Here is a 15,311-nt window from a genome sequence, read left to right as displayed (position 1 = left end):
GAGGTGCTTTGTTAGCAAGCTGTGTTGAAAATCTATCGTTCATCTTAGACCGTTGGTTGTGAGCAAAATTATTGCATAGAATTACCTTTATACACAGTCTGCTTGTAAATTGCAATAGAGACCTTCGTCATCTCGAACGTAGTGAGGGATCTCCTGAATGTGGCACAGTGCTAATCTCGGAGATCCCTCACTACGTTCGAGATGACGGAGGCATAAACAAAAATTTACTCATGGATAATGAATAATATTATGAAACACCGCGCTCTCAGCATGTCTATTACGATATCCATGAAACTGATTAGCGCTAAAGCGAAATGCATCGCCTTGTTGCAAGAGCTGCCATTCCTCATTGAGTAGTAGCTCCATCGCTCCGCTAACAACAATAACATGCTCGACAACGCCAGATTCGTGGGCTGATGATAAATGTTCGCAACCCGAGGGTAATTCAATAGAAAAGAGTTCAAATTTCAGGTTTTTATCAAAGGGAAAGAGCGTTGTGATGCGGATTTCTTCGTTGAGATGACTGAGATTTTGAGTTGCTACAGAGCGAAAAATAACCCCCTGGGGCTCGCTGGGGTAGTCTTCAATAAAGGTTGAAAAAGAAGTGTGAAAACCACTGGCAATTTTCCAGAGGGTAGCAACAGTAGGACTAGACTCCTGGCGTTCGATCTGACCTAGCATTGCCTTTGAGACACCTGTTTCTTGAGCTGCCTTATCCAGGCTCCATCCTTCCTTTTGCCGTAAAGATTTTAGGGTTTCTGCAATATGATGCGAAATATTTTTCATGTTAATCCTGCAAGCACTTGTGCGTTATAGCGCACAATAGTAATCTCTATACCCTGACTCATCAATTTACCAAGTTTAACACCATGTTGAATAGTTCGACTCTTTCTAATCTAACTGCTGGCTTTGTTGCGGTAATGGTGGGGTTTACCAGTTCCGCAGTGATTATTTTTCAAGCGGCAGTAGCCGCAGGGGCTGATCCAGCAGAGCTGAGCTCTTGGATGTTTGCTCTTGGTATCGGTATGGGTTTAACGTCGATGGGCTTGTCTCTTTATTATCGTATTCCCGTTTTAACAGCCTGGTCTACGCCTGGTGCAGCGCTTTTGGTAGGTAGCTTATCGGGTGTTTCAATGGCTGAGGCAATTGGCGCCTTTCTCTTTTCTGGTTTGCTTATTGTTTTATCCGGCATAACAGGTTGGTTTGAGAAGATTATGTCACGGATTCCTCGCTCACTGACCTCGGCTATGCTCGCTGGTGTGTTGTTACAATTTGGTATGAACCTCTTTGTTGCCATGCAGCATCAGTTTATTTTGGTGCTTGCTATGTTTATCAGCTATTTGTTGGGAAGGCATTTTTTCCCTCGCTATGTGATTATCTTTGCTTTGGTTTTAGGTACCCTGATTGCGGGGTTTGAGGGTTTATTTAATTTAGCAAATTTCCATTTTACCTTATCGGCGCCAAAGTTCACCCTGCCGGAATTTTCTTTACCTGTTTTATTTAGCATTGGCATACCACTCTTTGTGGTGACAATGGCTTCACAAAATATTCCCGGCGTTGCTGTGTTGCATGCCTCAGGCTATAAACCGCCGATTTCACCTCTAATAAGCTGGACTGGTTTAACTACCTTGCTTTTAGCTCCTTTTGGCGGATTTGCCTTTAATTTAGCAGCGATTACCGCGGCTATTTGTATGGGGAAAGAAGCTGATAATGATCCGACAAAACGATATCGCGCAGCGATTTGGGCGGGTGCCTTTTATCTAATTACAGGCATTTTTGGCGCAACAGTTGTGGCACTCTTTAATGCTTTTCCCAAAGAGCTAGTATTGGCTGTTGCTGGATTAGCCTTGTTAGGCACAATTGGTAATAGTCTGAAGGTTGCCTTAGAGGATGAGGCGCAAAAAGAGCCTGCATTAGTCACCTTTCTTGTCGCGGCCTCCGGTATTTCCCTCTTTGGAATTGGTGCGGCGTTCTGGGGCTTGGTCGCTGGCGTACTGGGCTTTATTATCAATTCAACTATACTCTCAGCAAGACGCTAATTAGTACGGATTAACTAAAGAAAATGAATCGCCAATTTCGCTTTTATTTAAAGGCTGACCAATCGCCGACTCATTTTAATCTAAGTCGCTATCTGCAAGAGCAAGGTTGGCAAGAAAGTCCTTCGCAAGAGTTGGCCGATTTTAGCGATGCAAACTTGCAGTTTAATACTCAAGCAGCTGAGCAGCTTGAATATAAACATTTGCTGGCACAATTAGTCGATAAATACTGCCATGATGTAATGCCATTAACCTATTGTATTAACGATGAAAATTGGCTTCAGGTTTTAAACCAATTAGCGAGTGAATACTATTACCAGAATCAACAACTATTGAATCAAATTCCCAACCTATCTTGGATATTAAAGCCTGCATTATTAAACAATGGTAAGGAAATAAAAATTTTCCAAAAACTGAGTGAAATAGAGAGGCATTTTCTAAGCACAAAACGTTTAGGTGGCGAGCATGTTTTGCAATACTATCTTAGCCCGCATTTATTGCGAGATGGACGGAAATACTCGATTCGCATGTTTGTTGTCCTAACCAATTATGCCGGATGTTTTATCTACCCTAATGGTTATTATAATGTTGCCTTACATCCCTTTATGGCTAACGATTATAGTGATCTGCGCTCTCATTTAACTAATGAGCATTTACGGGATGAGGAGTCTAATGTCATACAAATTCCCTCTAAGCGCTTTGAAAACTTCCCGCCAATTTATGCACAAATAAAAGAGCTTTCTCAGGCAGCAGTCTCTGCACTTGCACAGAAAAATCCCCAAGCCTTTATCCCTGAGAAAGAACGAAATTTCGCTATCTATGGTTTCGACTTTATTGTGGATAGTTCCGGCCGTTTATGGTTGTTGGAAGCCAATCATGGCCCCTGTTTTCCTGTCAGTGATGACCATCCTTTGCAAGCTTATCTCTACTCTGTTTTTTGGCAGGATTTTATCAAAGGCTTTGTACAGCCTATTGCTGCAAATCAATCCGTGGATTCAATCAATTATTTGCCTTTCGAAAGGCTATACTAAAATGAGTTCAGATTGATAAGGATATTATGATGAAAGCACCAATAATGGTTATTGCTTTACTATGCTCAGGGTTGGCTACGGCACAAACACTGGATACCCAGCATTTTACGATAGCCATCAATTGCCAAAGTCCAGAATATGAGGTGGGTTGTGACAAGGCTTCTTATCAAGGGACCAATAAAGCCACCGGAGGCACTATCAATTTAATGGGCAGGCAGATTATGCAGATGTGTGCTGATGGAGTTACTCCCTGCCATTCGCTTGGTTATCAATTTACTAACGGTAAAATTATCTATTTTGTTTCTGAAGATGGTCATTTGCTGGTGACTGATGGCGCGAAAGTGCTGGTCGATGAGTCGGGAACCTGGCAGTTTTAGTTGAGTTTTTGCCTTCACTTTGTACCCTAATTTTCAAATTGTATTTTCCTGGGAAATAATTGAGAATACCGCCCGGCAGTTAGTCATTGCGTCATAAAAATAAACCTAACTGAATTGTTGGTGACTTAACCATTGAATAAGGGAATTTTATATGTTGTCAGAAAGCGAAATCAGAGCAGAGTTGACTAAAATAAAAAAATTAAAGGAAGTCATTGCCGCCCGCCTGTGGGCTCATGGCACACCAGTTTTTGATATCAATAATGGCAAGGCCTTGTCGGAAGAGAATATTAAGAATCGAATTGCTTCTTTAGCTGAAGAAATAATCGCAGCTTATCCTGATGAGTGCCCACTATTGGTTGGTGTATTGGTTGGTGGGATGCCTTTTGCCAACAGATTATTCGACGAGCTGACAGAAAGAGGATACTCCTTCGATCCCGCCTACATGCAAACAAGTAGTTATCATGGTGGTGTAAGTTCAGGGGATTTAACTGTGGATTTGAACACTAAAATTCCACCTGGCGAGCGAACTGTTATTGTAATCGACGATGTCTGTGACACAGGAAAAACCTATAAAAAAATCAAGGAACTTTTTGAGAAACAGGGCGCAAAAGAAGTACACCTCATGACTTTAGTAGATAAGAAGCAGGAGCGTGCACTCGGTTGTCATCCAACATTCTCGGGCTTTGTGATTTCGAAAGAGGAATTTATTATCGGATTTGGTTTGGATTATGCGGAAAAATTACGCAATACAAAGGAAATTAGAGCCGTAGATACCGACTATTTACCGAATCCAGAGGAAGAGGCTTTATTAAACCGAGAAAAACAACTTAATACTCAGTTGCAAGAAATAATTGCCAGGAAACAGGTTCAAGCTTCTGCAGGTACTAGCCGTGATTCGATGTTTGGTCATCCTGCGTCCTCATCATCACTCACTCCAACCCTCGAGATCCCACAATTACAGAACCCACAAGGCAGCACAGTACAACAGTCTGGTTTCTTTTGATAGTTAGGAACTATAGACCCCGCGGGTCAAGCCGCGGGAATTCGAGATTGTTTAGTCTCGTTTGACAAAGAATCAGGGCTCCAATAGGATATTCGAGATTTTAAAGATGGCTCGGGGTGCCGGTAACGGCTGAGAAACACCCGCAGAACTTGAACTGGTTAGGACCAGCGTAAGGATGCCTTCAAAAAATCCATGCTCTTATTTTTTAAGACATGGATACCTTTTGCCATCTCCATTTTTTTCATTTTCCAAGGAGATTGCTATGTCTGAACTTCATACTAGAACAACTTTATTACTTAACTGGTACGCTAATCCCTACCATACTCCAATTTTTGCCGCACAGGCACTTGGTTATTATCAAGACGAGGGCATCAAACTCGCAATTCTCGAGCCAACGGATCCTAGCGATGTTACCGAGATAGTTGGTTTGGCTAAGGTTGATTTTGGTGTCAAAGCGATGATTCATACAGTAGCGGCCAGGGCAAAAGGTTATGCTGTTAAATCAATTGGCACCTTGCTTGATGAACCGCCAACTGGCTTGATCGCGCTTAAGCGTTCTGGGATTAAATCCTTTCACGACATCGTTGGTAAGCGGGTAGGTTATATCGGTGAGTTTGGTAAGAAAATAATTGATGACTTGGCCAATTTAGCGGGTATTGAATCTGGCAGTTATGAGACGGTGCGAATTGGTATGAATTTAACGGACGCTATTCTTCACGACAGAGTGGATACCGGGATAGGCTTTATTAATTTTCAGCGTGTTGAACTCGAAGCCTTAGCTGGTGATACAGAGTTTTTACGGTTGGATCAGTTGGCTGGCTTAGGTTGTTGCTGCTTCTGCTCTATCCAGTTTATCGTGCCAGAAGCTATCTTAAAGCAGCCGGAATTAATTCGCGGTTTTCTCCGAGCAACCCAACGTGGTGCCGCATTTACTACCGAAGCACCAGATGAGGCCTATGAATTGTTGTGCATGCAAAAACCGCAATTACGCACAGAAACCTACCGAAAAATCTTTGTAAGAACCCTGCCTTTCTTTTCGCGAACCCTGCTCAATATTGAGCGAGATTGGGAGAAGGTTGGCCGTTATACTCGGCATTTATCGATTACCGATAAGCAATTTGCGGTGAAGGAATGTTACAGCAATGATTTTTTGCCTCAGGTTCCTTATTCTGAGTTGGCGCCGATTGCTTGTTGTATTGCTGAGTAACCACCTAATTTTTATGGCTCCGTTCGGCCTGAGCAGCTCAGCCCTTTTGGGGCAAATATCGGTAAAGAACTTCGAACCAGCAGCCCTCATCTATCCTTCAGACACCGTTCTTTGAGAGGAGTGGCGCAAGCCACGTCTCGAAGGCTCTAGCTAAGGCTTCGAGACAGCGCTGCGCACTTCTTCAGCCCGAGCGGATTATATTTAATTCCGTAACCTGGATTTTGCTTCGTTACATCCAGGCTACAGATGCCCTTTTTTAGCTCATAAAATTTAATAAATAATCAACTGGATACTGGTATACAGTTTGCTACACTAAAAATAAGAAGTAAAAAAGGGGGATAATGATGAAGAGTTTAATTTTGCATCCCACCGAGCTCAGCCAATGGCATGCACTGGTGAATGAAGCTCAGGCCTCAACCCGTCTGATGCTTAATGAGAACACGGAAAGTTATCTTGTCTTTCTGCTCATGCGCTTCTCGCAGGCGAGTAAATTGATTGAATCCGTTATTGCCCTTGATTTTCTTGAGTCAATGCACAGAACGAGGCAAAGGCAGGTTGAAATGTTACGTGATGTTGGTGACAAGAGTTTATTATTCTGTGGTTTGTTTCCGGGTGTAGCAAAGAAAAGAAACCTAAGCCTAAGTTATTTTGCCGATATGGGGCAAGCCGCCTATCTAACGGTAGGGGAGCTCTACGAAAGTCAGGCTGGTCTGTATTTTCAGCTCAGTGAGCAATTTTTAACCCTTCAGCAAATTTTGCGCGCTATGCGCGGTGAGTTTTTCCAATTTTCTTCAACGGATAGTTGCATTGTTTCGCCGGGTGATTTACCTCTGCAGTAGCGTGTTTATTGAGTCTTGAATTAATATTCTTAATGCAAACTATTCGATTTCTTAATAAAACCTTAATCTAAGGCAGTTAGCATAGCCCTACCAAAATTCTTTGTTGTTAATTTAATTTGGAGGAATACAAATGCCTGCCTTTACTCGGCTATGCGAAAAGGTCAATATTAGTCTTTTTGACGATACCATCACCCTATATCCAAAGAAAACTGGTAAAACATCCTTCCATCACGTGCATCCAATTTTTCAAATTTTGATGGGTGCGCCTGCTATGATTGAATTGGAGTGCGAGTATGAAGAGGCGGGACTAGTTACTCAAAGGGTTAATGAGTTAAACGAGCCTGTAACGTTTGTCCACCGTGACGACGCGGATCATGATCGTTACCATCAAGATAGCTTTCCTCTTGACGATACGCATATGCACATGAGATTTGCTAAAGCTATTGATGAGCCGAAGCTGGAACAAGTTCTTGAGTTTTTTGCAAAACACAATTTAATCTCTGGGGCTGAACAGGCTAGTTTCCTACAAGATTATAGAATGGTTAAACAACAGAATGCTCAGTTGGATCAATTGGCATCTGGGAAGGCTTCAGTTCAATTGGTGTCGAGCCAGCCTGCAATCAGAAGCACAGTTGTTTCAAATCCTGTACCGACTATTAGCGCCGTTGATTCAGAGGATGATTCAGAGAATGAGCTAGATGAAGAAGTGTCCTCTGAGAGCATTGATAATCTACTTCTAATCGGTAGCCGTGCTAATCCACTACTTGGTGGATCTGGTCAAGCTGGTAAGGCTGCTAACAAACCACCAGTTATCCCCGCGAATGCCATAAAAACCTTGTTTTCATTTAATCCAAAACAACAGGCTTTCATTGAGCAACTAAAAATTATGAATGAAAAAGCGCTTGTATTGGCGGACAAAGCGACTTTCAATGAGGACTATGATGAGGCAAATAAGAAAGCAAGAGCACTCTGTGATTCGCTCTACTTCGCCTATATTGCTTTCAACTCTAATCCGAAGAGTTACGGCTCTTGTCGAGCCTTCGACAAGACATGTAATACGGCTTTTGGTAAGGCAGAAAGCACATTAAAAGATCACCGAGAGTATGGTGAGGTTTGGGCTAATATTGCTCTCGCTTTTGTCCTATTGGGTGTTGGTTATGTGGTTTATGGTCTTTATAACAAATACCACAATAATGATAGCTTCATGTTTTTCAAAACCAATACTGACTCTGGGAAGAAGATGGACAATTTAAAAACCGCGGCTCAGGAAATGATTACGGATCCAAGTGCTTGTGCATCAATATCTGTGTATTAAGTAACTGTTAGCCTAGAACCAGCAACCTCTCATCTCCCTTCTCCCCATGTCTGGGGAGAAGGGAGATGAGAGGGATACCTTTAGGATTTAAGAAAAAGCATAGCAATATCAATAGCATCATAGCTGTAATGTTTATTGCAAAAATCGCAGCTGACTTCTATCTTTTCCCGTTCTTTCAAGAGCGCCTTAGCCTCTTCTTCGCCAAGTATCTTTAAAACCTCTTTCATTTTTTCTTCGCTACAACGACAGCGAAAACTGATAGGTCGGCCATCAAAAATACGCAGCTCAGTTTCATGATAAAGCCGGTGCAGCAGGGTTTCATTGTTCAGGGTTAGTAATTCCTTTTCACTAACAGTTTGGCCAAGGACGACAGCATATTCCCAGAATTGCTCACGCTGTTGACTATCTTGGCCGGGCATTAGCTGTAATAACATCCCTGCGGCCATATCATCGCCAACAGCTAGCCAAACCTGGGTTGCGACCTGTTCCGATTGGGCAAAATAATGTGTTAAATTTTCACTCATCGCAGTGGATTGGATGGGGACAATACTTTGATAACTCTGAGTCGTATTATATTGGTTAATCGTTAACACCATCTGCCCTTTCAAAAAGGCTTCGGCATAGTCGATCATTTCCAGATCGTCCTGATAGCCTGCAAAAGCTCGCATATGCAATTGATGATCACACTGCACTAACAATAAGGGTAGGCGTTTATCGCCTTGAAATTGCAGACTTAGTTCACCCTCAAATTTAATGCTTCCAGCCAGAAGCAAACAGGAAATCAAAGCCTCGCCAAGTAAGTTTTTTACCATGGGGGGGTAGGGACGTTGATTCATAATGGTTTGATAGGTTTCTTTTAGATGCGCGATTTCGCCGCGAATACTGGCTTTCTCAAACAAAAAGCGTTGTAAGGAATCGGTTTCTTTCATTGTTAGCCCTAGGATGCAAAAAATCTGGGCTATTCTAACATAATCCTGAGAAATTCAGATTGCTTGCCTGTTAGAGCCGAGAGATAATGCGCCCCCGAAGAACATATTTCCCTTCTCCCCTTCAGGGGAGAAGGTGCCCGAAGGGCGGATGAGGGGATTTCTAACCCCCATGTCGATTTTTTTTGAGAATCACATAATGCTAAACCCCCAACAAACAGCCGCAGTAAAATACATCGATGGACCTTTATTAGTCCTCGCCGGTGCCGGCTCAGGGAAGACCCGGGTAATTACCCAAAAAATTGCTTATCTCATCGAAAATTGTGGCTATGCGGCCAATACAATTTGCGCAGTAACCTTTACCAATAAGGCGGCGAATGAAATGCGGGCAAGGGTCGCTTCGGTTTTGCCGGCCACTAGTCGCCGAGGATTAAAGGTAGCGACTTTCCATACTCTGGGTTTATCGATTATCAAGCGTGATCTGAGTTTATGCGGCTTAAAAACAGGCTTTTCAATTTTCGATAGCGAAGATTGCCAGCAACTTCTACGCAGCTTTTTACCCGTGGGTAAGTCTAGTGATCGGGATTATCTTATGCAGATTCAGCAGCAGATTTCCCGTTGGAAAAATGATTTGCTTGAGCCAGAAGATGCCGCCAGAAGAGAGGCTGATTCAGCGGTCTTTGACGATGCCCTGCTGATCTATCCACGCTACCAACAATCCCTAAAAGCTTATAACGCAGTAGATTTTGACGATCTGATTCGCCTGCCAGTGAAGCTCTTGGTTAACCATTCTGAGGTTTTAGAGCGCTGGCAAAATAAAATCCGCCATTTATTGGTTGATGAATATCAGGACTCAAATACCTCGCAATATAAATTAGTGAAATTATTAGTCGGTTTACGCGCCCAGTTCACCGTGGTCGGTGATGATGATCAGTCTATCTACGCCTGGCGTGGGGCGAAGCCGGAGAATCTTTCTCAGTTGCAACAGGATTATCCTAATTTAAAGCTGATTAAATTGGAGCAGAATTATCGTTCAACTTCGCGCATCCTGCACGTAGCAAACCATTTAATAGCGAATAACCCCCACTTGTTTGACAAAAAGTTATGGTCAAACCTCGGGCATGGCGAAATGCTGCGGGTGTTGTGTTGTAAGGATGAGAATGATGAGGCAGAGCAGGTTGTCGCCGACATGATAAGCCATAAGCTCCGCAGTCGAACGGACTACGGCGACTATGCCATTTTATATCGCGGCAACCATCAGTCACGAGTCTTTGAAAAGGTGTTACGCCATCACGGCATATCCTACCGTATCAGCGGCGGGCAGTCCTGGTTTGCCCGTGCTGAGGTCAAAGATGCCTTTGCTTACCTGAAGTTATTATGCAATGAAGCGGATGACGCCGCCTTTTTAAGGGTAATCAATACGCCAAAACGCGGAATCGGTGAGACCAGTCTGGATACTTTAGGTCATTATGCGCAGGGCAGAGGGCAAAATCTTTATAGTTGCGCTGATCACCTCGCTTTAACAGAACAGATTGCTGATAAACCCCGAGCTGCTTTGCAGCACTTTAAGTCCTGGCTGGAAGGGATTAAAACACGTCTACACTCTGAGTCTGTGGTCGAGGTTTTGCGTGAAATGATCGAAGACAGTGGCTATGAAGCTTATATTTATGAACTCTGTGATACACCAGCAAAAGCACAAAAACGCATGGATAATGTCTGGGAGCTTTTAGATTGGGTAGGTCGATTACTAGCCAAGGAGCCCGAGCTGAAGTTAGCTGATGTTGTCAATAAATTAATCCTGATTGATATCCTTGAACAGGCCGAAGAGCAAGATAGCTCTACCTTGCAATTAATGACTCTGCATGCCTCAAAGGGGCTTGAGTTTCCCTTTGTTTATTTGGTGGGAATGGAAGAAGAGCTCCTACCACATCGGGTGAGCATTGACGATGATCAAATTGAAGAGGAACGCCGCCTCGCTTATGTGGGGATTACTCGAGCTCAGAAAGGTCTATGTTTGACTCTGGCCAAGCAACGCCGCCGTGTTGGCGAGATGCAAGATTGCCTGCCCAGCCGTTTCCTCGATGAGTTACCCCAGGACAGTCTTGAATGGTTTGGAAAATCAGGGGAGAAGAATGAGGCTAAATCTAAGGCTTTGGCTAAATCTCATTTGGCGGGGTTGAAGAATTTGTTGGAATCGTAGGGTAATAGGTCACTCTCGTCACCCTAACATAGCCCGTCATCCCGAACATAGTGAGGGATCTCCGGGATTAGCACAGTGCTACACATCAGGAGATGTCTCTCTACGTTCGACATGACGTTCGTCTTTGGGAGCGTAGCGAAGGATCTCCGGGATTAGCACAGTGCTACACATCAGGAGATGTCTCTCTACGTTCGACATGACGTTCGTCTTTGGGAACGTAGCGAAGGGTCTCCGGAATTGGCACAGTGCCACATTCAGGAGATCCTTCGCTACGCTCCAGGATGATGGAAGGGGCACTGCGTTCGCATGACGATATTTACTTAAGCCACAGGCGCCGAACTAATGCGTTCAGGTAAATCAGCAAGAAAGTCTTCTGTGCGTGTTTTATAACCCAGACCGAAGAAGCGCTGTTGCCCATAAACCTGCTTTGCAGTCTCTTGAGAAATTCGGACTTTAATTTCTTCCTCATCAGCCTCATGCATATCCCGTAAATCTCTACGTAATTCCAGTAAGCCTGCTGCTTTTTCTGAGGCAAGTTGTCCATTGATCTTTGCCTGGTTCAAATGCTTGTCCAAGTACTGATCAATGCGGTGAACCGAATGTTCAAGTTGCCATTCCTTGGATGGTTTGGCTGCAGTTGGCTTGATTTCGACCGACTCTTTGGGAGGCTGCCCCTTTTGTTTATCCCAGGATTCTTCCCAAGAGAGTTCTTTACCAATGCTATGCTTATTTGATTTGGTTAGGGACGCAATCGACTCCAACTCCTCAGCTTGGGCGAAGCGGTGTTCCCCAGCGCATTTTGCTTGTAAAGCCTCATAGTTTTCCTGGTTCGCTGGGGTTAATTTAATTTCCTTAACCTTCTCGGTTCGTTGATTGGCATAGTAAAGTTTATTGTTATGGGAAACCACGGCATTCTTGCCTTGTAAGGTTTCTCTTAACTGGTCGAAAGAAGGTTTCTCTTCTCCCTCTACCTGCATAAGGCCGCAGTCTTCTGCCGTTTTGTTAACCATACGCGTCGCTGCATAATCCCAACCTGCTGCTGCGGCATAGAGCGGTGTGAAGATGAAGTTGAGCAGGCGGGATGGGATATCGTTGTCATGAGAATGGCCATGGCCTTCGCCAAGGCGTTCTCTAGCTAGATCCTTGATACCATGATGATGGTGGTCATGATTATGCAAAAGATCGCCAACAAAATAATGAGCATCCTCGAATCCTTCACTGATGATGCCGAGAATTGCCGATACAATTTCCGGGATACCAGGGACACGATCCGCAGTAACACCAATACTAATCAAATGGCCAAAGAAGAAGAGTAGGCGTAGCGGAGTTACTGTTAGTTTTAATAGTAAACGGAAGGGGTTAATGATCTGTAACCAGTTTTCATTATCCATCACATGGTGATAGGTATCCGCAATGCCCTTGGCGATTCGTGCAAAAAAGCCTTCTTCTGCCCTAGTGGCATTGTCAATCATTTCCAGGGATTCGCTGGTATTCTGCAGATTAAAGATCAGCTGGGAAACACCAAGGAAAAGGGGGGTAACCACGCCCATAATAAAACTGGGCATTCTGCGCATCCACTCGAAAAGTGGGCGGGCGTTTTTAGCAACAGTCCACCAGGTCCCTGCGGTACAAACTGTCAAGGCGATAGTCAGGCTAAGTAAGACAACAGCCGATACGGCAAGCGAAACAGAGCGTAGAGTAATGCCCTGTTTTAGATCATCACGTATTTTGTAATACCATTTGCGCAGTGTATCGTTATGAATCATATCGGTTACTGCGTTATAAATCAGGAAGGTATAGGCTGCGCCGCAAATCAAAGCCAAGGGGACAATAATTGCCGGCAAGGTGGCTGCAGAAATGGCCGCTAAAATAGGCAGCATGGAAAAGGCTTCGACCAATAGGTAGGTAATCCCCAGACTCATAAAGAAACCAGAGACCGCACTAAAGGCGATAACCCATTTATAAGTTGTTTCGCGCTTTGAATATAAAGCTTTTGCTTCGCCACGCGGGTTTTTTTGCATCCATTGCAACAATTCTTGCTCAGGGGCTGTTAGATTTTTCGCTTGTAGATTGTTAGCAAGCATCAGTTGGGCGAAACGTTGTCGCATCTGCTTCAGCTTGGCTTCCTGCTGTATTCTGGATTCGTCCACACGAGTGGATTCCAGAATAAGGAAATCGCTTTCCTCATCATTTGCAGCGTCACTTTCTTGCTGAGCCTGCAGCGCCAGGAGTTGTTCCTTATATTCTTTGAAAAGTGCTGGGCAATCGTTTGCGTCGGGATTGATGGTCTGCTTTTCAAATTGGATGTTTAGATAATTATTAATCCATTCGTCAACCTGTTCGCTAGATTCATCTAATTGCATTTCTTCATCAAAGGCTGCGCGATAGGCTTTTAGCAATTTATCTTGCATGCTTTCATTCAGCCAATTACTGAGCTCTCTTTCATAAGGTGTTAGCTCACCCCCTTCCTCGGCAAAGAGTTGTGAGGCGAACCATCTTTCCATGTCTTTTAGTTTTTTCTCGATTTGGCGCTTGGCCTTTTCTGATTTTTCATCTAAGCGCTTGTGATCAAACTTATGCAGTAATTTGAGTTGAGCTTGGTAATCCTTGAAAAATTGCGGACAATCTTCTGCTTCGGTATCGATGGTATTATTTTCAAATAATTTTAGTAGCGCATCATTACCTAACTGATTTTTCAGGAAATCTCGCTTAAAGAGTTTATTTAGAGCGCCTTTAATATTTTGTAAATAAATCTCCCCCTCATAAGCAACTGACAGGATTAAAGAGCCAATCGCAAGACCGAGAATCGGTGCTAAGGTAAACATCCCTGTAAAGCTTAAGAAGCCAATAATAAGGCTAGCTCCCAAGGTAAGAAGGGTTAGAAGAAGGTAATAGGGTATTTTTTTTAGTTTCATTGTTCACCAGGAGGGCAGTTCAAGGAAAGTGAAACTTTATAACAAATGAAAATGATTATCAATAATATTGAGAACAAAAAAAAATCATTATGCACTATCATGAAGAACTCTTCGCTTGCTAGAATGGCCAGCAAATTTGGCCCATAGCAGAATTAGAGTCATTCCCGCGAAGGCGGGAATCCATCCCTAAAGGCCGCACTGAACTACATCACAGATGGATCCCCGCCTTCGCGGGGACGACATTTAACATATCGGACGGAGAAAATTAATGCACTTGCCTCAAATTATCCTTAACTTTATTTTGAGCCTTTGTGTATTAAGCCCAGTATTTGCCCAAGCCCAAAACGAGATGGAACAATTACAAATACCCCAGTGTTTGGCCGCTAAGTTAGACAAAAACTATTCGATCTTGGCTGAAAACAAGAACTTTAAAATCATTAACATCCCAGCGGCAGAAGTAGATGAGCTTGCTTTGCTTGCTGATCAGGTGGCTTGCGGTCGTTTTAAAAACCTCAGCCACCAGTCCAAAGAAGAAGTTGCCAGAGCTTTGTTGCAGCCAGCAACGATTAAGGTTCCGGCTTATAAAAGGGGCAATTATAGGATTAACCATAGGGAAGCTGTCTATCAGGCTATTGCTAAAATTGACTCAACAAATATCTGGCAAACCTTGAGCCATCTAACCAGTTACCACAACCGTTTTGCTAAACAGGAAACGGGTTATCAGACCGCATTATGGCTACAAAACCAATTTGAAGACTTAGCGCGTAGCCAGGGGCGTCATGATACAGCTACTTATTTAGTTGAAACGGGTAACGACTATATTCAACCCTCTGTGGTCACTGTTATTGGTAAGGATCTAAAGGCGCCAGCTGTTGTGATCGGCGCGCATATGGATACCCTTGCAGGTAGAATGCCTGGTGCTGGCGATGATGCTAGTGGTTCTGCAACTATTCTCGAAATGGCGCGGGTACTGCTTGCCTCAGAAAATCATTTGAAACACCCTGTTTATATTATTTGGTATGCAGCTGAAGAGTCGGGTTTGCTAGGTTCTCAGCGTGTCGTTGCTTATTTCAAAGAGAGGGCAATCAAGGTAAAAGCAGTGGTTCAATTTGATATGACTGGCTTTCGGCATCAGGATGATGATCCAACGATGTGGCTCTTCCTCGATAATACTGAGCCAGGTTTAACTGCTTTTACGGCACAATTAATCGAGGAATACATCAAGGTTCCAGTTGCTTATTCGAGTTGCGGTTATAGCTGTAGTGATCATGCTTCTTGGTCTGAGGCTGGTTTTTCTGTGGTCTTTCCCTGTGAAACTAGTTTTGAGGATCATAATCCCTTTATGCACACCTCTTCCGATACCATGAACCTGTTGAATACCGAGCATATGGTGAATTTCACAAAGTTAGCCTTGGCTTTTGCGATAGAACTTGCAGGTAGTTAGGGTTAGATCGCTGCCCCT

12 protein-coding genes and 1 riboswitch are annotated in these 15,311 nt (G+C 43.6%); of the genes, 9 read left to right on the top strand and 3 right to left on the bottom strand.

Features of this window, described 5'->3' with window-relative positions; all coding sequences use genetic code 11:
• Positions 1–228: 228 nt before the first annotated feature.
• Positions 229–786: a helix-turn-helix domain-containing protein gene (locus tag BN1094_RS01165; RefSeq protein WP_043872596.1), complete on the bottom strand. Its 558-nt coding sequence runs from the start codon at positions 784–786 to the stop codon at positions 229–231.
• Positions 787–803: 17 nt separating this feature from the next.
• Between BN1094_RS01165 and BN1094_RS01160 the strand changes: the two genes are divergently transcribed.
• From BN1094_RS01160 to BN1094_RS18630, 7 genes are all read left to right on the top strand, one after another.
• Positions 804–2,039 carry a benzoate/H(+) symporter BenE family transporter gene (locus BN1094_RS01160; RefSeq protein ID WP_281175038.1) on the top strand — a complete coding sequence of 412 codons (1,236 nt, stop codon included), beginning with the start codon at positions 804–806 and terminating at the stop codon, positions 2,037–2,039.
• A gap of 23 nt (positions 2,040–2,062) precedes the next feature.
• Positions 2,063–3,067, top strand: coding sequence for an ATP-grasp domain-containing protein (locus tag BN1094_RS01155; protein WP_043872594.1), 1,005 nt, complete (start codon positions 2,063–2,065; stop codon positions 3,065–3,067).
• Between the two features lie 29 nt (positions 3,068–3,096).
• On the top strand, positions 3,097–3,444 hold the full coding sequence (locus tag BN1094_RS01150; protein ID WP_043872593.1) for a hypothetical protein: 348 nt from the start codon (positions 3,097–3,099) through the stop codon (positions 3,442–3,444).
• Positions 3,445–3,595: 151 nt separating this feature from the next.
• On the top strand, positions 3,596–4,447 hold the full coding sequence (locus BN1094_RS18635) for a phosphoribosyltransferase (RefSeq protein WP_052403063.1): 852 nt from the start codon (positions 3,596–3,598) through the stop codon (positions 4,445–4,447).
• Positions 4,448–4,549: 102 nt separating this feature from the next.
• Positions 4,550–4,640: riboswitch (TPP riboswitch) on the top strand.
• A 69-nt stretch (positions 4,641–4,709) separates the two neighbouring features.
• Positions 4,710–5,654 (top strand): ABC transporter substrate-binding protein, encoded by a 945-nt coding sequence (locus BN1094_RS01140; RefSeq protein ID WP_043872592.1) that lies wholly within the window; start codon positions 4,710–4,712, stop codon positions 5,652–5,654.
• Between the two features lie 344 nt (positions 5,655–5,998).
• The gene (locus tag BN1094_RS01135; protein ID WP_043872591.1) at positions 5,999–6,493 is read left to right on the top strand and encodes a hypothetical protein; all 495 of its coding nucleotides are present in this window, start codon (positions 5,999–6,001) and stop codon (positions 6,491–6,493) included.
• Between the two features lie 130 nt (positions 6,494–6,623).
• A complete protein-coding gene (locus tag BN1094_RS18630; protein WP_052403062.1) occupies positions 6,624–7,808 on the top strand; it encodes a hypothetical protein in 1,185 nt (394 codons plus the stop codon).
• A gap of 80 nt (positions 7,809–7,888) precedes the next feature.
• Here BN1094_RS18630 and hslO read toward each other — a convergent pair whose 3' ends face one another.
• Positions 7,889–8,737, bottom strand: a complete 849-nt coding sequence (hslO, locus tag BN1094_RS01125) for an Hsp33 family molecular chaperone HslO (RefSeq protein ID WP_043872590.1) — start codon at positions 8,735–8,737, stop codon at positions 7,889–7,891.
• A 196-nt stretch (positions 8,738–8,933) separates the two neighbouring features.
• On the opposite strand from hslO, the gene BN1094_RS01120 reads away from it, so the two are divergent.
• Entirely contained in the window at positions 8,934–10,934 is a 2,001-nt protein-coding gene (locus tag BN1094_RS01120) for a UvrD-helicase domain-containing protein (protein ID WP_043873631.1), read from the top strand.
• A 320-nt stretch (positions 10,935–11,254) separates the two neighbouring features.
• Here BN1094_RS01120 and BN1094_RS20185 read toward each other — a convergent pair whose 3' ends face one another.
• Entirely contained in the window at positions 11,255–13,849 is a 2,595-nt protein-coding gene (locus BN1094_RS20185; protein ID WP_052403061.1) for a hypothetical protein, read from the bottom strand.
• Between the two features lie 268 nt (positions 13,850–14,117).
• Here BN1094_RS20185 and lapA point away from each other — a divergent pair, with 268 nt between their 5' ends.
• Positions 14,118–15,293 (top strand): aminopeptidase LapA, encoded by a 1,176-nt coding sequence (gene lapA / locus BN1094_RS01110; protein ID WP_081934924.1) that lies wholly within the window; start codon positions 14,118–14,120, stop codon positions 15,291–15,293.
• Positions 15,294–15,311 lie beyond the last annotated feature (18 nt).

Origin of the sequence: Legionella massiliensis (assembly GCF_000756815.1) — a bacterium.
GTDB lineage: Bacteria > Pseudomonadota > Gammaproteobacteria > Legionellales > Legionellaceae > Tatlockia > Tatlockia massiliensis.
Note: the sequence above shows the minus strand (reverse complement) of the source record. Positions and strands in the feature narration are given on the sequence as shown.